Origin of the sequence: Clostridium sp. FP2, from assembly GCF_011065955.2 — a bacterium.
GTDB lineage: Bacteria > Bacillota > Clostridia > Clostridiales > Clostridiaceae > Clostridium_AD > Clostridium_AD tagluense.
This window is the reverse complement of record NZ_JAAMNI020000001.1, coordinates 5,164,153-5,189,362: the sequence shown is the minus strand read 5'-3', so window position 1 is coordinate 5,189,362 and position 25,210 is coordinate 5,164,153. Positions and strand designations below refer to the sequence as shown.

Sequence of the window (25,210 nt, the reverse complement as noted above, 5' to 3'; positions counted from 1 at the left end):
TTCATCATTAACTATTATGTTATTTCTTTCTGCTTCTCTTTTTGATTTCGGTGTTTCAATTTCTGCTACTTCTTCAGATAATATAAAGAATTCTATTTTATATGTTTTAGAAGTAAGTAATTTAACGGCATTCATTATTAAATCCTTATATCTATTTTCAAGAATGTCTTTGGTAAAATTATTAGGAACACCTAATTTAAAAGTATTATTATCTAAGGCCATAGGTTCTATACTTTTGATCCAAGTATTAAAACTAACTTCTGTAAGCTCGCCTTTTATTATATTTAAGGTTTTTTCCCAGATATCTTTAATTTGGGTGTTCATGTACTACCCTCCAGTTCAAATAAAAAAAATATTTTTATGTAAAAACAAACAATGTACAAACAGGGTTATAAACAAAAAAATAAATACATTATGTGTTGTTGATAAATAGCATTAAAAATATTCACATGTTAATAACTATGTTAACATTTTTAATATCAATTAAGTTGTTAACTATTATAAAAAAAAAATATTAACAGATTGAATAATGAATAAATCCATTTATATAGCCAAAAATAGTTAAGTAAAAACAAGTTTAGTACAATATTATAGTAGTTATTCACAATTTTGTCCACAAGTTGTGAATAACTTTATTAATATATAGGTTATTCACAGTTCTTTCTTATATAATATCAAAAAATAACAAGGTGTTCAAGAAGTTATCCACAAAAAATCATATAAATATAAAAAACATCAACAATATTATTTAAAATGGTTATCTTGACAATGTGAGGTTGTGAATATATAATCTAATAGTAAAACCATAAATATGCGATTGAAATATGATTGTTATAATTTAAAGGTTAGAAAGAAGGGGGTGTAGTAGATATGTTCATGACTTACCAACCTAAGAAAAGACAAAGAAAGAAAGAGCACGGATTCAGAAAGAGAATGAAAACCGCTTCTGGAAGAAACATTCTTCAAAAAAGAAGACAAAAAGGTAGAAAAAGATTGACAGCATAAGGGCCGCTAATGTGGCCTTTTTCTGCAATTTGCGGAAACGAGGGCGGCTAATATGAATTTTAACGTTAAGAAATACAGAATTAGAAAGAATACTGAATTTAGAACAGTATATAGAAGAGGAAAATCTTTTTCTAACCTACTACTAGTGTTATATATCTATAGAAATGGCAAAGATATTAATAGATGTGGAATATCTGTAAGTAAGAAGGTTGGGAAAAGTGTAACTCGAAGTAGAGTTAAAAGACTTATCGGTGAAAGCTATAGGCTTAACAATGAGGGATTAAAGATAGGATATGATTTCGTATTTATTGCAAGGAATCCTTCTAACGGTAAAAATTATAAAGAAGTTGAGAATGCTTTGAAGAATTTGCTTAAGAAAGCAGGTTTAATTAATAATGAAAAAAATACTTATACTGGGTATTAAAAGTTATAGAAAATATATATCACCTCTTAAGAGGCCTTGTTGTATATTTTACCCTACATGTTCTCAGTATACTTTAGAAGCTATTGAAAAGCATGGAGCAGTAAAAGGCTCTATTATGGGAATAAAGAGAATACTTAGATGTCACCCTTATAATAAGGGCGGCTTTGATCCAGTTAAATAACCACTTGGGAGGTTTTATATTTGAATTTAAATTTTTTAACTCTTCCACTTGAAAAGTTCTTTTACTTTTTACATAGTGGCGTCCATACGATTATACCAAACAATAATATATCATTTGGACTTGCGATAATCCTTTTCACAGTTATAATAAGGATATTATTGTTGCCGTTAAGTATTAAACAAACTAAATCAACGGCTAAAATGGGTGCAATTCAACCAGAAATGAAGAAAGTTCAAGAAAAATATAAAAAAGATCCACAAAAGTCCCAGCAAGAAGTAATGAAGCTTTATAAAGAAAATGGAGTAAATCCAATGGGTGGTTGTTTACCAATGCTTATTCAAATGCCTATTTTATTTGCCTTGTTTGCTGTTTTTCAAAAGCTAAACATGCAAGGTTCTGGATTTTTATGGATGTCGGATTTAACAAAGGCCGACCCTTATTATATATTACCAATATTATCTGCTATTACAACATATTTTTCATCAAAGCTTATGCAACCACCAGCTGGTGGTGCTCAATCTAAACAAACTTCAACAATGAATACCGGAATGGCTATTATGATGGGAGTTATGGGTATTAAAATGAAAGGTGCATTAGTATTATATTGGGTAATAAATAACGTATTACAAGTAATCCAAACTTTAGTTATAAATAAGATGGAACTTGGAAAAACGGATCTTGTAAAAAAACAGATTTAACCCAATTGCCTAATTTTTATATTGAGAAAGGCGGGTGTAGTGCTGTATGAAGATTATAGAAATGATGGGGAAGAATGTAGAGGATGCAATCGGTAATGCCCTGAAGGAATTAAAAGTTACAAGAGATAAAGTGAAAGTAGAAACCATAGATGAAGGTAGTAAGGGATTTTTAAATATTATAGGTGTAAAACCTGCTAAAATTAGAGTTACAGTTAAAAGAGATAGTTTATATGAAGCTAAAAATTTCTTAACGGAAGTATTGAATTCTATGAGTATGAAAGCGGAAATAAATCTTAAAGATGAAAATAATGAAATTAGGATTGACTTAATTGGACCTAATATGGGACTATTAATAGGATACAGAGGTGAAACACTAGACTCACTACAGTATCTTGTAAGTTTAGTTGTAAACAAAAGTCATGATGAAGAGTATAAAAGAGTAATATTAGACACTGAAAATTATAGAGCGAAAAGAGAAGAAACACTAAAACGACTTGCATCAAAAATCGCCTATAAGGTAAGGGTTAGTGGTAGAGTATTAAAACTTGAACCTATGAATCCTTATGAGAGAAGAATAATACACTCTACGCTTCAAAATGATTCATATATTTATACCTTTAGTGAAGGTGAAGAACCCTATAGAAGAGTTGTAGTTGATTTAAAGAAAGCCTAAGGGCTTTCTTTTTAAATTCACAAAACTAAGTGTAATATTAATTATATTCTTAAGTTTCAAAGTTATATTATAAGTATATTATGGAAGATTAACATTTTAAATTCCACAATGCAGCGCCGTTAGGTAAGGATTTAACATTGAATTTTACGAATATTATTAAAAACACTTATAATAAGGTAATAAAAACCATAGGGGTTGCTTTGATATAATATATTTAAAAAGGATATAATAATAAATACTCATAAAATTAGGAGGTCATATTTAATGAAAGAATTTGATACTATAGCTGCAATAGCAACTAGTATAGGAGAAGGTGGTATATCTATAATCAGAGTATCTGGTGATAAGTCTATAGATATAATAGATAGTATATTTGTAGGTAAAAATAATAGAAAGCTTCATGATTTTAAATCTTACACTATGAGATATGGCCATATTATTGATAAAAATGCTAGTAAACTTGATGAAGTTATTATTTCCTATATGAAAGGTCCTAAAAGTTTTACAGCAGAAGATACTATTGAGGTAAATTGCCATGGTGGAGTAGTTGGAACCAATAGAATATTACAAGAAATTATTAGAGCTGGGGCAAGAATGGCAGAACCCGGAGAATTTACTAAAAGAGCCTTTTTAAATGGTAGAATTGACTTAAGTCAAGCGGAGGCAGTTATAGATATAATAAGAGCCAAAACAGAGCTTAGTATGAAGTCAGCCCTTATGCAATCGGAAGGTTCAATTTCCAGGGAAATAAAAACAATAAGAAATAAATTACTTAGCGTAATTGCAAATATAGAGGTAACTGTTGATTATCCAGAAGAGGATATTGAAGAAGTAACTGCAGGAATGGTTACTGAAGACGTTGCCTTAGTAATAAGTGAGATAGATACACTACTCAGTACGGCAGATGAAGGAAAAATTCTAAGAGAAGGCTTAAGTACTGTAATAGTTGGAAAACCTAATGTAGGTAAATCATCACTTCTTAATGCCTTACTTAAAGAAAAAAGAGCTATTGTTACAGACGTACCAGGAACAACAAGGGATGCAATAGAAGAATATATAAGTATTGAAGGTATACCAGTTAAGATAGTAGATACGGCAGGAATTCGTGAAACAGAAGATATAGTTGAAAAAATAGGAGTACAAACATCAAAAGAAAAGATAGATGAGGCGGATCTAGTTATCTTAATATTAGATTGGAGTAAAAAACTCACTCATGAAGATGAAGAAATTATTGAATATATTAAAGAAAAAAAATATATTGTACTATTAAATAAAAGTGATTTAGGTGGTAAAATAGAAAGGAGTGAATTACAAAGTCTGAAGTCAAAATATATAACTAATATTTCAGCAAAAACAGGTGAAGGATTAAGTCAAGTTAAAGGACATATAAAAGATTTATTCTTTAATGGTGAAATTAAAACTGAAGGAGTTTTTGTTACAAATAATAGACATAAGCAGTCTCTAATAAGAGCAAAAGAAAATTTAGAGTCATCACTAAATGCACTAGAATATACCTCAGCTATAGATTTGGCATCTATTGATATACGCAATGCATGGATTAATCTAGGTGAGATTACAGGTGAAGCACTAGAAGAAGATATTATACATAAGATATTCTCAGAATTTTGTTTAGGAAAGTAGGGATAAATATGAAATATGTTGCAGGAGATTTTGATGTTGTAGTTATTGGAGCTGGTCATGCTGGTTGTGAGGCAGCGCTAGCAGCTGCAAGAATAGGAAGTAAGACTTTGATTTGTGCTATGAACTTAGATAGCGTGGCTTTAATGCCATGCAACCCCAATATTGGTGGTACAGCTAAAGGACATTTAGTAAGGGAAATAGATGCTCTTGGGGGAGAAATGGGAGTAAATATTGATAATACATATATACAATCAAGAATGCTAAACACATCTAAGGGGCCTGCCGTATTCTCACTCAGGGCTCAAGCTGATAAAAAAGCATATGGACAAAGAATGAAAAGTGTATTAGAAAAACAAGAAAATTTACAATTAAGACAATTAGAAGTAGTATCTATAGATGTTGAAAATGAAAAGGTTGTGGGTGTTCTTACTAAAAATGGTGCATATTTTACAGCAAAGGCTGTAATCATAGCTTCGGGAACATATTTAAAATCAAAAGTTATAATTGGAGATTGTACTTATGATGAAGGCCCTAGTGGATTACTGCCAGCTAATGAACTTTCTAAATCTTTAGATGAAATAGGAATAGAGCTCCGAAGGTTTAAAACGGGAACGCCGGCTAGAATAAATAAAAGGTCTGTGGACTTTTCTAAAATGGAAGAGCAATCTGGAGATATAGATGTAGTACCATTCTCATTTATTAGTGGGGATATAAGTAGGCAGCAGGTATGTTGTTATTTAACTTATACAAACGAGAACACTCATAATGTAATTAAGAAAAATATCCATAGGTCTCCTCTGTATAATGGATCTATTGTGAGTACAGGTCCTAGATATTGTCCTTCCATTGAAGATAAAGTAATGAGATTTGCAGACAAGGAAAGACACCAAATATTTATTGAACCTGAGGGAGAGAGTACTGAGGAAATGTATGTTCAAGGTATGTCTAGTTCACTTCCAGAGGATATTCAGGTTGAAGTGTTAAAAACGGTGCCAGGGCTTGAAAATGTAGAAATTATGAGAACTGCTTATGCTATAGAATATGATTGTATAGATTCTACGGATTTAAAACTTTCACTAGAATTTAAAAATACGATTGGCTTATTTTCAGCAGGACAAATAAATGGTAGCTCGGGATATGAGGAGGCTGCAGCTCAGGGTATTATAGCAGGAATTAATGCTGCTCTTTTTATTCAAAATAAGGATCCGTTAATATTAAAAAGATCTGATGGATATATAGGTGTTTTAATTGATGATTTAGTTACTAAAGGTACTAATGAGCCATATAGGATGATGACCTCAAGAGCGGAGTATAGATTGCTTCTAAGACAAGATAACGCGGATTTAAGGTTAACTGAAATAGGGTATACTGTGGGACTTGTTAAGGTAGATAGATATGAAATATTCAAAAAAAAGAAAATGCAATTAGAGGAAGAACTCAGCAGAATAAAAAATTTGCAAATTACAAATAAAAAAGAAATTGAGGAATTCTTAATTTCTTGTAACTCAACACCACTTAAAAAACCTATTAGTTTATACGAGCTTATAAAAAGACCGGAGCTTGATTATTATATAGTTGAGAAATTAGATCCAGATAGGCCCAAATTAAATAAGTATATAGAGCAACAAGTAAATATTGTGTCAAAATATGAGGGTTATATCCAAAAACAATTAGAGCAAATTCACCAATTTAAGAAATTTGAAAACAAAATTATATCAAAAGATATAATTTATGACAATATAAAAGGATTAAGGATAGAGGCTATGCAAAAATTAGGTAAAATTAAACCTGAAAGTATAGGGCAAGCTTCAAGAATATCAGGGGTATCACCTGCAGATATGTCTGTTTTAATGATATACCTTGAACAACAGAATAGGCTTAGAAATAAGCAAGAATAACTCGGGGGTGAAGAATGAAATACTTTGATATAATGAATACATCTAGTAATAATGAAGGTCTGGAATTTAATGAAAAAAAGTATGAGCAATTTATGAGATATAAAGACCTCATACAAGAGTGGAATGAAAAAGTAAATTTAACTGCTATAAAAGAAGATGAAGAAATAGTAAAAAAACATTTCATTGATTCTATAAAAGTTTTTAAGTTTAAAGAGCTAAAAAGTGCAAAAAATATCATAGATATAGGAACTGGAGGAGGATTTCCAGGTATCCCTATGAAGATAATAAAACCTGAAATAAATATAGTTTTATTAGATTCACTAAACAAGAGAATTAATTTTTTAAATGAGGTAATTAAGGAACTCCAATTAAAAAATATTAAAGCTATTCACGGCAGAGCAGAAGATTTTGCACAAGAAAAGCAATATAGAGAAAAATTTGATGTAGCAGTTTCAAGAGCTGTTGCTAATTTAACAGTACTTAGTGAATTTTGCATACCTTATGTAAAGGTTGGTGGGTACTTTGTTGCAATGAAGGGACCAGCAGTTGAAGAGGAAATTAAGTCTTCCAAAAATGCAATTAGAATGCTAGGTGGACATATAGAACATATAGAAAAGGTACAAATTGAAGATAGTGATTTTAACCACAATTTAGTAATAATACGTAAAATAGCAGAAACTCATAAGAAGTATCCTAGAAAAGCTGGTATGGTTACTAAAAACCCACTGGTTTAACGACATTTCAGAAGGAATCTCTCCTAGTTCTATAAGAGGAGTCTAAATAGCCTTCTGAAGTCGTTAATATTGCAGCTTCGAAGAAGATGATTTAACGACATTTCAGAAGGAATCTTTGTAGGTGATGATTACTGCTATAAATTGTCGTACGAAAAATAATAAAAAAAGAAGGAAATAAAGAAAAGATAGAGAATTGTTAAGAAAAGGAAAAAGGAAAAACTTAAGGATGGTATATTATGCAAAATGATGTAAAATATGTATCTGTAGAATTAATTTCTCCAAATGTCTATCAGCCGCGAAAGCATTTTAATGAAGAAACTATTGAAGAACTTTCACAGTCAATAAAAGCTTATGGGATAATCCAACCTTTAACAGTTAGAAAAAGCGGGGATAGCAGATACGAGCTAGTAGCAGGAGAAAGAAGATTAAGAGCAGCAAAAAAAATAGGACTTAATGAAGTACCAGTAATTATTATAGATATTACAGATAAGGATTCTGCTGCAATTGCGCTACTGGAAAATTTACAAAGAGAAGATTTGAATTTTTTAGAAGAAGCATTTGCTTACTTTAATCTTATTCAGGATCACTCTTATACACAGGAGCAATTAGCACAGATAATAGGAAAGAAACAGTCAACCATAGCTAATAAATTAAGGTTATTAAAGTTGGACAAGGAGATAACAAATAGTTTAATAGAAAATAAGCTTACTGAGAGACATGCTAGAGCACTGCTCAAATTACCTGATATAAATATTCAAAAGAAAGTACTTAAAGTAGTTGTTAATAAATCACTTAATGTTAAAAAGACAGAAGAACTTATTGAAAAAGAATTATTAAAGCTATGCAGAGATGAAGTAGCTGCTGATGGAAAGAAAAAAATCAAGGGTATATTTGCACCTAGAGTTTATATAAATACAATTAAACAGGTTTTCGATAAGTATGGCATAAATGCAGAATATAAATCTAGAGAATTAGAAGATAGTATAGAAGTAACAATAAGAATACCTAAAAAATAGATTGTAAAAAACAGAATGTTTCACGTGAAACATTCTGTTTTTTTTATTTTTTTAAAAATATTGAAAATAATACTATTAATATACTTAACATAAATATATAATAAATTATATGGTAAAATTAACATAGGGACATTGTAGTAAATAATAAGAACAAGTACAATATCAAGCTTTATTTTTTAAGTGTAAATTGTATAAGAAGGAATAATATTATGGAGGGTAGGTGTAGTCATGGAAACAATATGTATTTTCAACCAAAAGGGAGGAGTAGGTAAAACTACTACAAACATCAACTTATGTTCTTATTTGGCTCTGCAAGGAAAAAAGATTTTAACAATAGACATTGATCCACAGGGAAATACCACAAGTGGACTCGGATTTGACAAGAAAAAAATAAATCTATCAACATATGATTTGTTAACATCAGATATTTCTATAAGGGATACTATAAAAGAATGCGAGCTAATAAATAATTTGTATTTAGTACCATCAAAAATGGAACTTGCAGGTGCGGAAGTGGAATTGATAAATAGAAGCAACCGTGAAAACATACTAAAAGAAAAACTTAAAGAAATTGAAGGTGAATTCGATTTTATCTTTATAGACTGTCCACCTTCACTAGGGATTTTAACTATAAATGCACTTACGGCTTCAACTAGCGTGCTTACACCTATTCAATGTGAATTTTATGCTTTAGAAGGTGTTGGACAATTAGTAAATACAATTCAATTAGTTAAAAAATCTTTAAATAAAAATCTGGAGATTCAGGGTATAATTCTTAGTATGTATGATAATAGAACTAAACTATGTAATGAAGTTGTGTCAGAAGTTAAAAAATATTTTAATGACAAAGTTTACAAAACCACAATACCAAGAAATATAAGACTTGCTGAAGCACCAAGTTTTGGACTTCCAATTATGTTGTATGATGATAAATGTAAAGGTGCAGAAGCTTACGAACAATTAGCAAATGAATTTTTAGAAAGGCAAAGGAGATGATATAAATTGAACAAAAAATTTGGGTTAGGTAAAGGACTAGGGGCTTTAATACCAGAAGAAGAAATTATGGCGGAGGGTTCCACAGTACTTAAGATATCTATGAATTTGATTAAAGCTAATAAAGATCAACCAAGAAAAAGTTTTGACCCTGAAAAAATATCAGAACTGGCACAATCTATAAAAGAACATGGAGTCATTCAGCCTATTATATTAAATAGAGAAAATGATACATATACAGTTATAGCGGGTGAAAGACGATTCAGAGCTGCTAAAAGCATTGGACTTGTGGAAATACCTGCAATTATTATGAATATAGAAAATAAAGAAGTATTAGAAATATCATTAATAGAAAATATTCAAAGAGAAGATCTAAATCCTATAGAAGAAGCTCTAGCTTATAAAAGATTATTGGTAGATTTTAACCTTACTCAAGAAGAAATAAGTAAAAAGGTATGTAAATCAAGAACAGCTATAACAAATTGCATGAGATTATTAAATTTGGATGAAAGAGTTCAAGATTATATAATAGATGGAGTTATTTCTGAGGGTCATGGAAGGGCTATCCTTGGGATAAGTGATAAGGAAATTCAATATGGAATTGCGCAAATGGTTATAGATGACAGCCTTTCAGTGAGAGAAACAGAAAAGTTAGTAAAAAACTTTGAAAATGAAAAAAAAGAAAAAGTAGTAAAAAGTGAAAACAATATATATTATAAAGATATAATGAATAAATTAGAAAATAGATTTGGTACTAAAGTTTTTATAAATTCTAAAAATAAAAACAAGGGTAAAATAGAAATTGAATATTACTCAGAAGAGGATTTTGAAAGAATTTTAGAAGTTTTTAATATATAATGTTTCACGTGAAACATAATGGAGAGGATGTAATTCATAATGCAAAGTATATTCAGTTTTATAAATAGTTCACATATATATATAACATTAGCGCTTATAATTCTTGTGCTTATATTAATCGTAATAATTATAACAACCTATGTATCTTTAAATAGATTAGAAACTAAATACAGGAAATTAATGAGGGGTGTAAATAATAAAAATCTAGAAGATATGGTTATATCTTATTTGGATAAAATTGATGGGGTTAAAGAAGAAAATATGCTCATGAAACAAATGTATGAAGAAATAAATGGAGAACTAAAAACCTGCATTCAAAAGACCTCAATAGTAAGATATAGGGCTTTTGATGATGTTGGGAGCGATTTAAGTTACTCTATAGCACTCTTAGATGGAAACAATAATGGTGTTGTATTAACAAGTATTTATGGTAGAAACGAGAGTACAACTTATGCTAAACCTATAGATAAAGGAATATCTAGGTATGATTTATCCGAGGAAGAAAATAAGGTGTTAAAAGATGCCGTTAGCTCAAAAAATAAATAAAAAATTGTAGTGTTTTTATTTGAAATTTAATAATAAAAAATCTTTTTTGTGGCATACTAAAAACAAAGGGGTTTTTTATGGTAATATGTATTTCACAAGAACTTGAATATTTACAGGATGAACTAATTAAAAGGGGATATACTGTGATAAATAATAGAGAAAATAATTCTAGCTGTGATGCAATAATATGTAAGCTTAAAGATGGTGGACTTATAAATTTAAATATGCAAAATAATATACGAAGAGAAGGAACCTTAATTATAGATAGTGGAAGTAAAACTATTGATGAAATAGAATATATATTGTGTAACAGAGTATATAATTCATTATTTTAAAAAATTACTCTTTAATATATTTTTAGATTCTATGAAAGCCATGTACAAACCTCATGCAAAAGCATCTTTGGGTATATGAAAATGCATTAGTATTTTAATTTCATATGAAACAAATAAAAAACAAATATAATTTTCTAAGATGTTGTTAAAACATGTTTTAGATTTTATATTTGTTTTTTATTTTAAAAACTATAAATTACATTAATAAGCTTGAGGAATATGAAAATAGAATTGCATCTCTAATCTATCAGTATTTTTAGATGCACAAATTAACCTTCAACATCTTTTATGTTGAAATCATCATAATTAGAATCGAATTTTCTTCCTCCAACAGTTTTGAGTATTGAATGATATAAACCATTTGCAATAGCATCTGCAAGCATCATTACTGTGTACAATCTTGTATTTTGAAGAACCATAAATTCAAGGGCTCCAGATATATTTACAACTCCGGTTATACTTAGATTACCTACTTTAGGTAAATCTTTATTCATAGCAGCACCTGGAGACAATGGTTTTTCTTCAACAATAATTTTTCCTACATTTTGTAAACTTCCAAGGCAAGCATCAATTGCAATAACGTAGGGGTCGGTATAGGTATAGCTAATTTCATCAATTATTTCGCATAAATTTTTTGCGTGTACTGGGCACTCGAGACTACCGTAAATATGAATTTTATTTCTAACTAAAAATTTAAGTTTGTTTCCAACTAGCGGTCCTAAACTATCACCAGTAGATCTGTCGGTTCCAATACATAAAACTACAATAGGACGTGAGCATTTAGCTATGGGAAAAATATATTGACTTATAGTATCTCTTAACTTAAAAGTACAATCACGGGACATTGAATCTAAAATTACTTTATCTACCATAAAAAAACCTCCTATTTGGATTTTATCCATGTAGGAGGTTTTTTATTCTATAAAACTTCAACTTTTTTTAATATATTGTAAAAAACTACTAAAAACATACAAAACAACATGCCAATAAGACCATTGGCCTTTAATCCTATAAATATAGATGCAAGAACTGCAACTGGATTAATACCTAGTGATGATGAAACTATTTTAGGTTCTATAATTTGTCTTACTATGGTTATAATTACATAAGATATTAAAAGACCTAAACCTGCTATATAATTTCCAGATATAAAAAATATTATTATTAAAGGGATATATATAGCACCTATACCGAAAATGGGAAGTAAATCAAATATTCCACATAATATGCTCAGGGTTACAGCATACTTAACTTTGAAAACTAAAAAAACAACTAAGGTTTCTAAAAATGTTATAGTGATTATAAGTAAGTAAGATAACAAATAATTTTTAAACATTTTTTTTGATTCATCAAATATATAGTGTATTCTATCTCCATTTTTGTTAGGAATTAAATCAAATATTTTATTACTAGAAGATGATAAATCTTTTGTAAAAAAATATGTAGTAAGTAAGGTAAATAATAAAACCATTAAAGTATAAGGTATAGTAGACATAAAACTTAGGGTTATGGAAAATATTTTTGTTGACGCATTCATACTAATATTTATAGTTTTGGTTATATAGTTAGAAATATTTGACTCAATATTACTGATAATACTGGGATCTAAATTTTTATAATAATTTTGTAAATTACTAAAAAAATCTAGTATATTATTTTTGTTAACAGAGAAATAAGATTGAATATTTTTGACCAGTTGTATTGTTTCTGAAGTTATGGTGGTTATTATTAAAGATAACAATACAATAATTACTGCGAAGAATACGGTAGTAGTAATTATTGAAGCTATAGTGCTTTTAATTTTGAATTTTCTCATCAAAAATTTTGTTGGTATTTTAAGCAGTGAAGCTAAAATAAGAGCTAATACAAAGGGCAGAGTATATCCTATAGTTCCAAAAAAGATTACAAAAACAAATGTATATAAAACAAAAAACACAGTTAATTTATCAACTTTTTTTAGGATATTTTCCAATTGAAAAAATCACACCTTTCTAATAATAGAATTGAGAGAGCTCAGAGTATAATTAATGTCTTTAATATCGTTAAAAGGTCCAATGCCAAATCTTAAGGAGCCAGTTGGATATGTGCCAACGGTTTCATGAGCTAGTGGTGCACAATGAAGGCCAGTTCTTGTTGTAATTCCATACTGCGTATCTAGGATAAATCCTAATTCAGAATTGTCGATTTTTGTAGAATTAACAGAGATTGCGGCCACTCGCTTAGTACTGTCTCTTAAACCATAAACTTCAATAGAGTTTATATTTAATAAGCCACTTATAAAATTTTCACATAGATATTCTTCATGCTCACGAATAGTGTCAAGGCCTTGGGTATTAATAAAATTAAGTCCTTCTAAAAGCCCTGCTACTCCTGGTCCATTTAAAGTCCCGCTTTCAAATTTATCAGGTAAAAAGTCTGGTTGAATAATACTAGATGAAAGACTACCAGTGCCACCTTCTATAAATGTACTACACTGTTTATTTAAATTATCGTCAATTAAGAAGCCACCTATACCTTGAGGCCCCAATAAACTTTTATGGCCTGTAAAAGCTAGTGCATTACAATTTAGTTTATAGAAATCTAAGGGTAACACTCCGGCAGTTTGAGCAGCATCTATAACAAAATAAATACCCTTTTCCTTGCATATTTTACCTATAGCTTCTAGTGGTTGAATTGTGCCAATAATATTAGAGGCATGAGACAGAACTACTAGTTTTGTATTAGGTTTAATTGCATTTATAAAATCATCTATATTTATTAATCCTTCTTTTGAACAAGGAACAATGTCCAGTTCTATAATACCTTTTTGACAAAGTGAGTTTAAGGGTCTCAAGGTAGCATTATGATCCATTGAGGAGGTTATTACATGCCATCCCTGCTTTACAACGGATTTTATAAGAGTATTAAGGGAAGTTGTAATATTTGGTGTAAAAATTACATTTTCAACTTTATCAAAGTGAAAAAAATCCATTAATGCATATCTACAATTTAAAATAACTTTATTTCCTGCAAGAGAAGCGGTGGATGCACCTCTTCCTGGGTTTGTTCCTATGTTTGTCATATAATTCATCATGGAAGTATAAACTTCCGGTGGTTTAGGAAATGTAGTGGCTGCGTTATCTAAATATATTTTCATGGTTTCCTCCAATTTTATAAAATAAAATAATAGCATTGTCACATTCTATAGAAGATGCAACATCTATTAATATTATCAATAACAAGTTAAATTTTGTTTTGATATAATTAAAAGCGTAAATAGTTTATAATAGCATTAGCTTAAGAACAAAATATAAACTATTTATAAGATAAAAAAACTAGTGATTTGTACATTATAATTACTTATTTCAATATTAACATATAATACAATATTATAAGCTAAAGTTCTTTAAATGTATATGAGATCAATAGTTTTAAAGACATTTCATAAGGGAAATAATGATTTAACAAGAAAGGGGTGTGACAGTTTTAGGTTAGTTTTCTAAAAAACAACTTAGAACGGAAATAATATGAATAATATAATAGATTGTAAGGGGTTACTATGTCCAATTCCAGTGGTTAAAACAAAAAAATATTTTGATTCAATCCAAAGTGGAGAAGGTACAGTCATTGTGGATAATTTAGTTGCTAAAAACAATATAGTAAAATTAGCAGGCAGTAGTGGATATGAGAGTATTGTAGAAGAAAAAGAAGAATTGTATTTTATAAAAATAACTAAAGAAAAATGTGAAAAAGCAAGTGAAAAAGCAAATGAAAATAAAAAATTTACATTGGTAGTATCTACTGATAAGTTAGGACTAGGAGATGATGAACTGGGAGCTATACTTATGAAAAGCTACATATTTGCATTATCAGAAGCGGATGTAATACCTAATGATATACTTTTTATTAATGGAGGGGTAAAACTTACCGCAGATGGTTCAAAAGTGCTGGACAGCTTAGAGAAATTAGTTAGTAGAGGAGCAAATATGTTAGTTTGTGGAGTTTGTCTTGATTTTTATAATATAAAGGATAAGCTTTCAGTTGGAGAAATATCTAACATGTACACTATTGTACAGTTAATGAATAGTGCAGATAAAACTATCAAACTTTAAGTAGGGGGTAGGGTAAAAATATGAGTAAATATTATGTAGTAACATTTCAAAATACACATGAAGCTATGAAAGCAGAAAGAGAAACTATAAATGAAAAGATAAAGGTAGTAGTTATTCCTACGCCTACTTATATAACTAAAAGTTGTGGGATTAGTTTAAAAATAGACGAGGAAAACATTCAAAGTATAATTAAACTTATAAATTCAGAAAATATAAAAGTAAAAGAAATTTTCGCTTGCGATGGAGAAAGTGTAAAAGTTATGACAATGTAGAAGGTGGGATGCATAATGAAGGTATTTAATTTAGGTGATATTGTTGAAATGAAAAAGACACACCCTTGTGGTAGCAAGAACTGGGAAATAGTAAGGTTGGGTGCAGATATAAAAATAAAATGTTTAGGTTGTGGAAGGCTAGTTATGCTTCCAAGGATTAAATTTGATTCTGGAGTAAAGAAAGTTATAAAAGAAAATGTAATTACTACAAAATTATAACTTGATTTTTGTATAATTAAGTGATATAATCTATTGGGTAATCCCTGCTGTGCAATGCGCAGCCGTTAGTCCGAGGGGAGGAGGTGAAATTAATGAGAAAGTATGAAACTATATTCATATTACATCCTTCATTAGACGAAGAAGCTGTTAAAGCTAACGTTGAAAAGTTTAAAGGTGTAATAGAAAATAATGGTGGAGTAATTGAAAATATTGATGCGTGGGGTAAGAGAAAGTTAGCTTACGAAATACAAAAAGTTGGCGAAGGCCACTATACATTAATCAATTTCAATTCAAATCCTGAATTACCGAAAGAATTAGATAGAGTATTCAGAATTACTGACAGTGTTATAAGACATATCATAATAAATCCAGAAAAATAGGTGGTGCTTTTATGAATAAAGTTGTTTTAGTTGGTAGATTAACAAAAGATCCTGAGCTTAAATTTGCTCAAGGAACAGGAACAGCTGTAGCCACTTTTACTGTAGCCGTTAATAGAAGATTTAAGCGAGAAGGTCAACCAGAAGCTGATTTTATACCTGTAGTTGTATTTGGCAAGCAAGCGGAAGCTACTGCTAATTATATGAGTAAAGGTAAACTTATAAGCGTTTCTGGAAACATTCAAACTAGAAATTATGAAGCTAAAGACGGTAATAAAAGATATGTTACTGAAGTGATTGCTGATGAAGTTGGTTTCCTCGAATGGGGAGGCAATAAAGCATCAGAAACGAATACTAATCAAGGTGGCTATAATGGCGAATCAAATGCTGGATCTAAAGATTTTGGCGGTGCTAGCGATATAACACCAATTGATGATGGAGACATCCCATTCTAATATTAGGTAAGGAGGAAAAAATTAATGGCTATGAACGAGCGTAAAAGAAGCAGTGGCGGAAGTGCTGCTGGTGGAAACAGAAAGAGAATGAAAAGAAAAGTTTGTGCTTTCTGTATGGATAAAGCAACTGCAATTGATTATAAAGATATAAACAAATTGAGAAAGTATGTTACAGAAAGAGGAAAGATTCTTCCTAGAAGAATTTCTGGAAACTGTGCAAAACATCAAAGAATGCTTACTGTATCTATAAAAAGAGCAAGAAATATAGCATTACTACCATTTACTACTGAGTAGTAAATGACTGAAAGCAGCGCCTTACGGTAGCTGCTTTTATTTTTTTAAAATAAAAATAAAAATTTCAGTGAATAATAGAAATATAAATTTTTAAATATATATGATTGGCTGTGATTTGTAGTATACTTGTAATTACAACCCATAAAATGTAAATATTTAAAATTATTAAATATTAGATTGCCTATTTTAGATTATATATCCATATATATAAATAAACTTTAGTTGCATAATCCTACAAAAATAACTAAAATAGAGTTATACGCATAAGCCTACAGGGGGAGATGATATACTATGAAAAGAGATGATTTTAATATAATGTCTAATGTTAAGCTAATTGAAAGTTTGAAGGCTGAGCTACTATGTATAATAGGTGATTTCTTCAAATTGCTAAGTAAAGGAAGTAATGTTGCTCAAGACGCTATACTAGATTGTATTTCAGGGGCAATAATACTTTTATATATATTAGCTGAAAGGCTAGGATATTCTAATGTAGCTGTGGACGAAAGTATGAAAAAGAAACTAAAGGTAGGTATAGTTGAAGGAGATAACATAGAAAAAGATGGAAAAGATCTAAGTAGACTATATATACACATAAAAGGAAGATAAGTGATGGAGAAAAAAATGAAGAATAAGGATTATAGTACAAAGGCAATGGTGGAAGCTTCACTTATGGCTGTTATAATTTCAATAATAATGATTATAATAGGATATTTGCCATTTGTAGCATTTATAGGAACATTATTATTACCAATCCCAGTTGCAATACTCTATATAAGGCATAACAGTAAAATAACACTCACTGCTATATTACTCAGTATAATTTTAACATCCTTAGTATATAATCCAATAATAGCAATACGTTCAGCTATAGTTTGTGGCATTGTTGGTATTGCACTTGGTTATTGTGTTAAGAAAAACAAAAAATCATCTATAACATTATTATTTTTAGCTGTTGCTTCTGCAATATCTAATGTATTAACCCTGGCTTTTTCATTGCTATTTATAGAAAAAGTAAGTTTTATGAATTTTATTACCAATAAATTAGAGTTTATGAAACAATCAATGAGGATTTCCTTGGATCAATTAAAAACAATTTATATGCAAGCAGGAATAACTCCGAAACAGTTAAAGCTTTTAGATGAAAACTATGAAATGATAAAAAAAATGGATGTTATGCTAGTTTTGGTAGTAATACCTGCGTGTATTTTAATTTTAGCTTTTATATCAGCGTATTTGAATTATATAGTGTCTAGAGCAATATTAAGCAAGCTGAATTATAAAATGCAGGAGGTATTACCTTTTAGCAGAGTCTATGTTTCTAACATAGTAGGAGCCATACTAATAGGCATAGTATGTATAGGAATAATACTTTCATCAAAAAAAATAGTTGGCGGGGATTATATACTAAATGCATCTCAACTTATTACGCAGTATGTATTTATGATAAATGGTCTGGCTGCAAGTGTGTATTTTTTTAGGGTTAAAAGAAATTTATCAAAGCCAGTAGTAGCAATAATTATAGGGTTAACAACAATTTCGTCTCTAGGTAATATTTACTTTTCAATAGGACTCATGGAAATGGCTTTTGATTTTAGAAGGCTTGACCCATACAGAATTAAAAGAAAATAATTGGGGGCGAATTATGGATAACAAATATAATTACTTCGATGTTAATAATAAAATATATATGGTGACCATGGCTCTACTTATATGTATAATATTTTATTATGGACATTTTGAAGTGGGGTTACTTACACTAGGATTATACGCCATACTAGTAGTGTACAATATTTACAACACGAAGATAAAAAAAAGTGAGTGGAAGAAATTTATTGAAAATTTTTCCTCTAAACTTGATATAGCAACTACAAGTACTTTAGTAAAGCTTCCATTTCCCTTAATAATTATAGGATATATGGGAAACATTTTATGGTACAATCAAAGTGTAACCACAATGCTCGAAGGGGAAGATCTTTTTAATAAAAATATTAGAGATATAATTAAGGAACTGCCTTTAAAGCAAGTTTTAGATGGGAAAAAAAATCTTTTTCCAAATATTAAAATAAAAAATAGTTTTTATGAGATTTATACCAATATTGTGGATACAGACGAAAATAAAAATGTTAAAGATAAAATTATGCTTTTATATTTTTATGATATAACGGAAAAAAACAATTTAATAAAAGGTATTAACGGTAATAGAGAAAGTGTTATGCTAGTAGAGGTTGATAATCTTGATGATGTTATTAAAACTACAGAAGAAGATAAGGCACCACTACTTGCAGCTGATATTGAGCGAACGATAAATAGCTATGGACAGAGTGTAAATGCTGTAGTAAAAAAGTATACATCTAATAAATATGTTATTATAGTTCAAGATAAGTACATTGAAAAAGAAATAGAAAAGAAATTTGATATACTAGATAGTGTTCGCGAAATAAGCAATGGTAACAAGCTAGCAGTTACTTTAAGTGTAGGAATAGGAAGAGGAGAAGATACGCCTTCAAAAAACTATGAATTTGCGGCTTCAGCCAAGGAGCTTGCCTTAGGTCGTGGCGGTGATCAGGTAGTAGTAAAAAAAGGTGATAAATTATCTTTCTTTGGAGGAAAAACAAAAGAAGTTGAGAAAAGAACTAAAGTTCGCGCAAGGGTTATTGCTCATGCATTAATGGATTTAGTAAATGAGAGTGATATAATTTTCATTATGGGACATAAGAACCCTGATGCTGATTGTCTAGGTTCAGCAATTGGTCTATATAGTATTATTAAAAGTACAAATAAAGAATGCTATATTATTCTCGAAGGAATAAGTACTGGAATAAAAAGCATGATGGATATATTAATGGTTGATGAGGAATATAAAAACACTTTCATATCAAGTGAAAAATTTAAAAGTGTTAAAAAATCTAATAATTTGATTATAATAGTAGATGTTCATAATGAAGGTCATGTGCTGAATTTAGAAATAGTTAAAGAAGTAGAAAAAGTAGTTATAATTGATCATCATAGAAAATCGCAAGATTTTATACAAGGAGTAGTGCTTAGCTATATGGAAACTTATGCATCATCTACTGCTGAACTAGTTACTGAAATGATTCAATATATGGTAGATAAGCCAAAGCTTAAACATATAGAAGCAGTGTGTCTTCTAGCAGGAATATGTATAGATACAAAAAATTTCTATTTTAAAACAGGAGTTAGAACTTTTGAAGCCGCTGCTTTTTTAAGGCGTCATGGTGCGGATACTATGGATGTTAAAAAAATGTTTTCTGATGATTTAGACATTTATTTAAAAAGAGCTGATATAATAAGATCAGCAGAAGTTAAAAATGAAATTGCTATAGCAGTCTGTCCCCAGGCAATAGAAGATACCGTACTTGCAGCTCAAGCAGCTGATGAGCTTTTAAATATTACTGGTATCGAGGCATCATTTGTTATTGTTAAAATAGGAGATGAAGTATTTGTTAGCGGAAGGTCTCTTGGAAAAATCAATGTACAATTAATATTAGAGACATTAGGCGGAGGTGGACATATGACTATGGCTGGTACAAAATTTACTTCGCTTACAACTCAAGAAGTAGTGGCGAAATTAAATGAAGCTATAGCTGAATATTTAAAGGAAGGTGAAAAATAATGAAAGTTATTTTATTAAAAGATATTAAAAGTGTAGGTAAAAAGGGAGATGTGGTAAACGCCGCAGATGGGTATGCAAGGAATTTTTTATTTCCTAGGAAATTGGCAGAAGAAGCTACAGACCCAAATATGCACATATTAAATAAAAAGAATGAAACTGAAAGAAAAAAGAAAACAGCTGAAATTGAGCAGGCACAAAAAACAGCTAACGAACTTAAAGATAAGGTTGTAAAAATAATCGGCAAGGCTGGCGAAAATGGAAAACTTTTTGGTGCAATTACAAATAAAGATATAGCAATGGCATTAAATAAACAATATAATTTAGATGTTGATAAAAAGAAAATAGTAACAGATACAATAAAATTATTAGGAACTTATGAAGTAGAAGTTAAAGTATACCCAGAAATATCTACTAAAATAAAAGTTCTTGTTTGTGAGGAATAATCATATAAAAAGAAGGGAGGAAACGCTTTAGTAAATAAATTGATAATGTTATCTATTAAAGCGGATTGAGCTTGAAGACATTACTTGTTAATAAGATGGGAGAACCCATTGCAAAAGATACTTTACCACTGGATACACAAATTGACGTTTTATATGAAATAATGAGAAACGTAATAGACGAGAGCAGTATAAAGGCTAAAACCATAAAATTCAAACTGCAAAAGTATATAAAAAGCGAAGATATATATAAAAGATTATATGCACTAAATAAAATTGTAAGCAATGGTAAGGGCATAGATGTAGTACCTAATCCAAAAAATATTCATGAGGTGTTAGACAACACTAATGACTTTCTTACTGAAGAAATAGCTAAAAGATATGTGCAAAATAAGATCGAAGCTGAAGTAGAAAAAAATCTAATGGAAAAGCAAGATAAGTATATTGATGAGGTAAGACTTAGCATAATTAAAAAACAAAAGGGTCCTGAAAATGCTAAAACACTCAAAAAATATGATGATTTAGAATTACTTGATAGTAGAAAACTAACGAAAAACATACAAGCTATTTTAAGGCCGGAGAGTTTTAGTGAAATAGTTGGGCAAGAAAGAGCTATAAAATCACTGATATCTAAAATGGCGTCACCATATCCTCAACATATTATCCTTTATGGACCTCCTGGAGTGGGTAAGACCACTGCTGCTAGACTTGCTCTTGAGGAAGCTAAAAAGCTGAGTTACACTATTTATGACAAAGATGCTAAATTTATAGAAGTAGATGGTACAACACTCAGATGGGATCCAAGAGAAATAACAAATCCTCTGCTGGGATCTGTTCATGACCCAATATATCAGGGAAGTAAAAGAGATCTAGCTGAAGTTGGAATTCCTGAACCTAAAACAGGGCTTGTTACTGAGGCTCATGGAGGAATATTATTTATCGATGAAATAGGAGAACTGGATAATATACTTCAAAACAAACTTCTTAAAGTATTAGAAGATAAAAGAGTTGAGTTTTCATCATCTTATTATGATCCTGAAGATGAAAACACACCTAAATATATAAAATATTTGTTTGATAAAGGTGCTCCAGCAGATTTTGTTTTAATAGGAGCTACAACTCGCGAACCATCAGAAATAAACCCGGCATTAAGATCAAGATGTACTGAAGTTTATTTCGAACCATTAACTGCGAAAGATATTGAAACTATAGTAGTTAATGCTGCTCATAAATTGAAAGTTGAAGTTGCAGATGGAGTGGCGGAAACCATCAGTAGATATACTATTGAAGGAAGAAAGGCTGTAAATATTTTAGCGGATGCTTATGGATATGTATTGCATAATAGAGAATTAGTAAAGACTTCTAAAATTAAAATTGAGCTTAAAGATCTTTTAGATGTTATATCTATAAGTAGACTTACTCCTTATGAGGAATTAGATACGGAAGTTAAACTTGAAGTAGGACATATATATGGACTTGGAGTATCAGGGTACATAGGTTCAACTATAGAAATAGAAACATCAGTATTTGAAGCCAAGGAAAAAGGTAAAGGCCAAGTAAGATTTAATGATACGGCTGGAAGTATGGCTAAGGATTCAGTATTTAATGCTGCGTCAGTAATAAGAAAGACCACAAATAAGGATATTAAGGATTATGACATACATGTAAATATAGTAGGTGGAGGTAAAATAGATGGACCATCCGCCGGAGCCGCTATAACTGTATGCATAATTAGTTCGCTTTTAGATAAACCTTTAAGGCAGGATATCGCAGTAACTGGAGAGATATCACTTCGTGGTATTATAAAACCAGTAGGCGGCATATTTGAGAAAATTTATGGTGCAAGAAGAAAAGGAATTAAGCTAGTCATTGTTCCCAAGGAGAATGAAAAAGAAGTACCTATTGATCTTGTGGATATTGAAACAAAAGCTATATCAACCATTGAGGAACTAATGAAATTAGTCTTCGCATAAAATACAATTAACTATAATTAATGGCCCTGTTAAATAATCACCCTGGAAGATGATTACATCTTCCAGAATGAAATTTTAGCAGGGCATAAACATTACCTTAGGAGAGATGAAAAATGGATACACCCCTTAGAAGTTTGCCTTATAACTTAGAAGCAGAACAATCGGTAATTGGATCAATGCTTATAGATAAAACTGCCATATCAAGGGTCGTGGAGATTTTAAATGGTGATGATTTTTACAGAGATTCTCATAAGGTTATATTCAACGCTATTTTTGATTTATATCAAAAGGACACACCTATTGATATGATTACACTACTGGAGCATTTACGTTCTTCTGAAAAGTTAGAAGCTTCAGGGGGAATTACTTATATTACAGAAATAAGTAACTCAATACCCTCTACTGCTAATTTAAGTTCTTACATAAAAATTGTAGATGATAAGTCTACTTTAAGGAAACTTATTAGAGCTTCTACGGAAATTATGGAAAATTGTTATAATAAGCAAGATGATGTGGAAGCAGTAATGGACCTTGCAGAGCAAAAGGTCTTTAATATAGCAGAAAGAAAAAATTCAAGTGATTTTGAACCAATGAATACGGTGCTTGAGAGAGGCTTTTTAGAAATAGAAAGAATCTTTAATAATAAAGGAGAAACAACTGGAATACCTAGTGGTTTTCCAGAACTAGATGATAAGACCGCTGGATTTCAAAAGGGCGATATGATTCTTATTGCTGCGAGACCTTCTATGGGTAAAACTACCTTTGCACTAAATTTAGCTGAGTATGCAGCCCTTCGAGAAGGGAAAAACGTAGCTATATTTTCACTGGAAATGTCTAAGGAACAACTTGCCTATAAATTACTTTGTTCAGAAGCAAATGTTGATATGTCAAAGCTTAGACATGGTAATTTAGAAGATAAGGATTGGGAAAACATAGCGAAAGCATCTGGGCCTTTAGCTGCTGCTAAAATATTTATTGATGATACAGCAGGAACTTCTGTTATGGATATGCGTTCAAAATGTAGAAAACTAAAAATGGAGCATGGTATAGACATGATAGTTATAGATTATCTTCAACTTATGTCTGGTAGTAATCCAGAAAGTAGACAACAAGAAGTATCAGAAATATCAAGATCTATTAAAGCCCTTGCAAAAGAGATGCAGTGCCCTGTTATAGCATTATCACAGCTGTCACGTGCGCCAGAGCAAAGAGCTGACCATAGGCCAATGCTTTCTGACCTTAGAGAGTCAGGATCCATTGAGCAGGATGCTGACATTGTTATGTTCTTATATAGAGATGAGTATTATGATAAGGAAACAGAAGATAAGAATGTAGCAGAGTGTATTATAGCGAAACAAAGGAATGGTCCTGTAGGTACAGTAAGACTGGCATGGATAGGTCAATTCAGTAAATTTGCGAGGCTTGATGTAATTCATAGAGATTAGGTTTTAAATATGGACTGAAAATTTTTCTTAGAGGATGCTTTAGCTAAAAGTATATATTGCTACAAATGCGTTCGCGTCGCCAGGTAATTCTAAAATTTATTTTATTTACAGCTGCTAAAAAATGCAAACTTGCTTCGCTCAAACATGCATTTTTCTTTACGCAGCCGTAAATAAAATAAATTAAGAATTACTAAGGCTTGCTCATACGCATTTTACGCAATATATACTTTTGATTACATCCTCTAAGAAAATAATATTATTTTTTTATGATATAGAAAAAGATATATATTGCTAGAAATGAGATTGTGGCGTTAGGTAATTCAAAATTATTGGTAAATAGATAAATGTTATACATATAGTAAAATGTTGACACATATGATAAAATGTAAGTATAATATTAAAATAATGTGAAAAGGGTGATTTAATGTTCTGTCATAATTGTAGTGCCCAAAATGATGATGGATCTAATTTTTGCAAAACCTGTGGTATTAATTTATTAATTCAACACAGTAAGACCGAAGTAAGGACTATTAGTGAAAAAAACTGGTTAGTTGCATTGTTGCTTTGCATTTTTATTGGACCGCTTGGTATTCATAGATTTTATGTAGGTAAAACAGGTACAGGAATTTTAATGATATTAACCTTTGGTGGTTTTGGAATATGGGCGTTAATTGATTTGATTTTAATTGCTACTAATTCATTTACTGATATAAATGGGTTACATTTAAATAAAAATATGTATAATTATTAAAGAGGTTTAAACCCTCTTTAGATATGCTGAAATAGCTCAGTTGGTAGAGTAACGCACTCGTAACGCGTAGGTCGAGGGTTCGATCCCCTTTTTCAGCTCCAAATTTATAGAATAGAAAAGGCTATTTATATATGAGTATTTCATATATAAATAGCTTTTTTTATGTAAAATTTAAAAAACATGAATATTAATCCTTGTACTGCAGAAAATGTATATATACTGAAATTTAAGTTTAAAGTTTAAGAATATTTTGTGAT

At 30.2% G+C, this 25,210-nt stretch carries 30 protein-coding genes and 1 tRNA gene; 27 read left to right on the top strand and 4 right to left on the bottom strand.

Annotated features, from left to right (window positions below):
* Positions 1 to 324 (bottom strand): DnaA N-terminal domain-containing protein (locus G9F71_RS24645; protein ID WP_318011099.1); only part of this gene is annotated, 324 nt, incomplete at its 3' end.
* A 546-nt stretch (positions 325 to 870) separates the two neighbouring features.
* On the opposite strand from G9F71_RS24645, the gene rpmH reads away from it, so the two are divergent.
* The 13 genes from rpmH to G9F71_RS24580 all read left to right on the top strand — a co-directional run bounded on the left by rpmH (position 871) and on the right by G9F71_RS24580 (position 11,002).
* Complete coding sequence (rpmH, locus tag G9F71_RS24640) at positions 871 to 1,005, top strand: 50S ribosomal protein L34 (protein WP_071614800.1); 135 nt, start codon at positions 871 to 873, stop codon at positions 1,003 to 1,005.
* A gap of 52 nt (positions 1,006 to 1,057) precedes the next feature.
* Positions 1,058 to 1,429, top strand: a complete 372-nt coding sequence (gene rnpA, locus G9F71_RS24635) for a ribonuclease P protein component (protein ID WP_124998844.1) — start codon at positions 1,058 to 1,060, stop codon at positions 1,427 to 1,429.
* Positions 1,401 to 1,610 (top strand): membrane protein insertion efficiency factor YidD, encoded by a 210-nt coding sequence (yidD, locus tag G9F71_RS24630; protein WP_124998842.1) that lies wholly within the window; start codon positions 1,401 to 1,403, stop codon positions 1,608 to 1,610. The genes rnpA and yidD overlap by 29 nt, the downstream gene beginning before the upstream one ends.
* A 20-nt stretch (positions 1,611 to 1,630) precedes the next feature.
* Positions 1,631 to 2,308, top strand: a complete 678-nt coding sequence (gene yidC, locus G9F71_RS24625; protein WP_164949261.1) for a membrane protein insertase YidC — start codon at positions 1,631 to 1,633, stop codon at positions 2,306 to 2,308.
* Positions 2,309 to 2,354: 46 nt separating this feature from the next.
* A complete protein-coding gene (jag, locus tag G9F71_RS24620; protein WP_164945973.1) occupies positions 2,355 to 2,981 on the top strand; it encodes an RNA-binding cell elongation regulator Jag/EloR in 627 nt (208 codons plus the stop codon).
* 264 nt (positions 2,982 to 3,245) lie between these two features.
* Positions 3,246 to 4,622 carry a tRNA uridine-5-carboxymethylaminomethyl(34) synthesis GTPase MnmE gene (gene mnmE, locus G9F71_RS24615; RefSeq protein WP_164949262.1) on the top strand — a complete coding sequence of 459 codons (1,377 nt, stop codon included), beginning with the start codon at positions 3,246 to 3,248 and terminating at the stop codon, positions 4,620 to 4,622.
* An 8-nt stretch (positions 4,623 to 4,630) separates the two neighbouring features.
* The gene (mnmG, locus tag G9F71_RS24610) at positions 4,631 to 6,520 is read left to right on the top strand and encodes a tRNA uridine-5-carboxymethylaminomethyl(34) synthesis enzyme MnmG (protein ID WP_164949263.1); all 1,890 of its coding nucleotides are present in this window, start codon (positions 4,631 to 4,633) and stop codon (positions 6,518 to 6,520) included.
* A 14-nt stretch (positions 6,521 to 6,534) separates the two neighbouring features.
* Positions 6,535 to 7,254: a 16S rRNA (guanine(527)-N(7))-methyltransferase RsmG gene (gene rsmG, locus G9F71_RS24605; protein ID WP_164949264.1), complete on the top strand. Its 720-nt coding sequence runs from the start codon at positions 6,535 to 6,537 to the stop codon at positions 7,252 to 7,254.
* Between the two features lie 236 nt (positions 7,255 to 7,490).
* Positions 7,491 to 8,270, top strand: a complete 780-nt coding sequence (gene noc, locus G9F71_RS24600) for a nucleoid occlusion protein (RefSeq protein ID WP_124998830.1) — start codon at positions 7,491 to 7,493, stop codon at positions 8,268 to 8,270.
* Between the two features lie 228 nt (positions 8,271 to 8,498).
* A complete protein-coding gene (locus tag G9F71_RS24595; RefSeq protein ID WP_124998828.1) occupies positions 8,499 to 9,266 on the top strand; it encodes a ParA family protein in 768 nt (255 codons plus the stop codon).
* Positions 9,267 to 9,272: 6 nt separating this feature from the next.
* Positions 9,273 to 10,121 (top strand): ParB/RepB/Spo0J family partition protein, encoded by an 849-nt coding sequence (locus G9F71_RS24590; protein ID WP_164949265.1) that lies wholly within the window; start codon positions 9,273 to 9,275, stop codon positions 10,119 to 10,121.
* Positions 10,122 to 10,160: 39 nt separating this feature from the next.
* Complete coding sequence (locus G9F71_RS24585) at positions 10,161 to 10,667, top strand: DUF4446 family protein (RefSeq protein WP_164949266.1); 507 nt, start codon at positions 10,161 to 10,163, stop codon at positions 10,665 to 10,667.
* 77 nt (positions 10,668 to 10,744) lie between these two features.
* Positions 10,745 to 11,002 carry a YkuS family protein gene (locus G9F71_RS24580; protein ID WP_164945966.1) on the top strand — a complete coding sequence of 86 codons (258 nt, stop codon included), beginning with the start codon at positions 10,745 to 10,747 and terminating at the stop codon, positions 11,000 to 11,002.
* Between the two features lie 269 nt (positions 11,003 to 11,271).
* On the opposite strand, the gene yyaC is transcribed toward G9F71_RS24580, so the two are convergent.
* From yyaC to G9F71_RS24565, 3 genes are read right to left on the bottom strand one after another with little or no spacing between them, the layout of a single operon-like run.
* Positions 11,272 to 11,874, bottom strand: a complete 603-nt coding sequence (gene yyaC / locus G9F71_RS24575; RefSeq protein ID WP_164949267.1) for a spore protease YyaC — start codon at positions 11,872 to 11,874, stop codon at positions 11,272 to 11,274.
* Positions 11,875 to 11,921: 47 nt separating this feature from the next.
* The gene (gene ytvI / locus G9F71_RS24570; protein ID WP_164949268.1) at positions 11,922 to 12,974 is read right to left on the bottom strand and encodes a sporulation integral membrane protein YtvI; all 1,053 of its coding nucleotides are present in this window, start codon (positions 12,972 to 12,974) and stop codon (positions 11,922 to 11,924) included.
* Between the two features lie 9 nt (positions 12,975 to 12,983).
* Positions 12,984 to 14,138 carry an aminotransferase class V-fold PLP-dependent enzyme gene (locus G9F71_RS24565; protein ID WP_164949269.1) on the bottom strand — a complete coding sequence of 385 codons (1,155 nt, stop codon included), beginning with the start codon at positions 14,136 to 14,138 and terminating at the stop codon, positions 12,984 to 12,986.
* A gap of 370 nt (positions 14,139 to 14,508) precedes the next feature.
* Here G9F71_RS24565 and yedF point away from each other — a divergent pair, with 370 nt between their 5' ends.
* The 14 genes from yedF (at position 14,509) to G9F71_RS24495 (ending at position 25,054) form a co-directional block, all read left to right on the top strand.
* Complete coding sequence (gene yedF / locus G9F71_RS24560) at positions 14,509 to 15,093, top strand: sulfurtransferase-like selenium metabolism protein YedF (protein ID WP_164949270.1); 585 nt, start codon at positions 14,509 to 14,511, stop codon at positions 15,091 to 15,093.
* A gap of 20 nt (positions 15,094 to 15,113) precedes the next feature.
* Entirely contained in the window at positions 15,114 to 15,365 is a 252-nt protein-coding gene (locus G9F71_RS24555) for a DUF3343 domain-containing protein (protein WP_164949271.1), read from the top strand.
* Positions 15,366 to 15,380: 15 nt separating this feature from the next.
* A complete protein-coding gene (locus G9F71_RS24550; protein WP_253199404.1) occupies positions 15,381 to 15,584 on the top strand; it encodes a DUF951 domain-containing protein in 204 nt (67 codons plus the stop codon).
* Between the two features lie 92 nt (positions 15,585 to 15,676).
* Entirely contained in the window at positions 15,677 to 15,964 is a 288-nt protein-coding gene (gene rpsF / locus G9F71_RS24545) for a 30S ribosomal protein S6 (protein WP_124998809.1), read from the top strand.
* Positions 15,965 to 15,975: 11 nt separating this feature from the next.
* Positions 15,976 to 16,416, top strand: a complete 441-nt coding sequence (locus tag G9F71_RS24540) for a single-stranded DNA-binding protein (protein ID WP_124998807.1) — start codon at positions 15,976 to 15,978, stop codon at positions 16,414 to 16,416.
* A gap of 30 nt (positions 16,417 to 16,446) precedes the next feature.
* Positions 16,447 to 16,710, top strand: coding sequence for a 30S ribosomal protein S18 (gene rpsR, locus G9F71_RS24535; RefSeq protein WP_372481131.1), 264 nt, complete (start codon positions 16,447 to 16,449; stop codon positions 16,708 to 16,710).
* Between the two features lie 291 nt (positions 16,711 to 17,001).
* A complete protein-coding gene (locus tag G9F71_RS24530; RefSeq protein WP_124998803.1) occupies positions 17,002 to 17,316 on the top strand; it encodes a MazG-like family protein in 315 nt (104 codons plus the stop codon).
* 3 nt (positions 17,317 to 17,319) lie between these two features.
* Complete coding sequence (locus G9F71_RS24525) at positions 17,320 to 18,339, top strand: YybS family protein (RefSeq protein WP_207712056.1); 1,020 nt, start codon at positions 17,320 to 17,322, stop codon at positions 18,337 to 18,339.
* Between the two features lie 13 nt (positions 18,340 to 18,352).
* Positions 18,353 to 20,344 carry a DHH family phosphoesterase gene (locus G9F71_RS24520; protein WP_164949273.1) on the top strand — a complete coding sequence of 664 codons (1,992 nt, stop codon included), beginning with the start codon at positions 18,353 to 18,355 and terminating at the stop codon, positions 20,342 to 20,344.
* Positions 20,344 to 20,787, top strand: a complete 444-nt coding sequence (gene rplI, locus G9F71_RS24515) for a 50S ribosomal protein L9 (protein ID WP_124998797.1) — start codon at positions 20,344 to 20,346, stop codon at positions 20,785 to 20,787. The genes G9F71_RS24520 and rplI overlap by 1 nt, the downstream gene beginning before the upstream one ends.
* A 95-nt stretch (positions 20,788 to 20,882) precedes the next feature.
* On the top strand, positions 20,883 to 22,757 hold the full coding sequence (gene lonC, locus G9F71_RS24510) for a Lon family ATP-dependent protease (RefSeq protein ID WP_164949471.1): 1,875 nt from the start codon (positions 20,883 to 20,885) through the stop codon (positions 22,755 to 22,757).
* 113 nt (positions 22,758 to 22,870) lie between these two features.
* Positions 22,871 to 24,202: a replicative DNA helicase gene (locus G9F71_RS24505; RefSeq protein WP_124998795.1), complete on the top strand. Its 1,332-nt coding sequence runs from the start codon at positions 22,871 to 22,873 to the stop codon at positions 24,200 to 24,202.
* Between the two features lie 424 nt (positions 24,203 to 24,626).
* Positions 24,627 to 24,953, top strand: coding sequence for a zinc-ribbon domain and TM2 domain-containing protein (locus tag G9F71_RS24500; protein WP_164949274.1), 327 nt, complete (start codon positions 24,627 to 24,629; stop codon positions 24,951 to 24,953).
* 25 nt (positions 24,954 to 24,978) lie between these two features.
* Positions 24,979 to 25,054: transfer RNA gene (locus tag G9F71_RS24495), tRNA-Thr, on the top strand.
* The last annotated feature ends 156 nt before the right edge of the window (positions 25,055 to 25,210 follow it).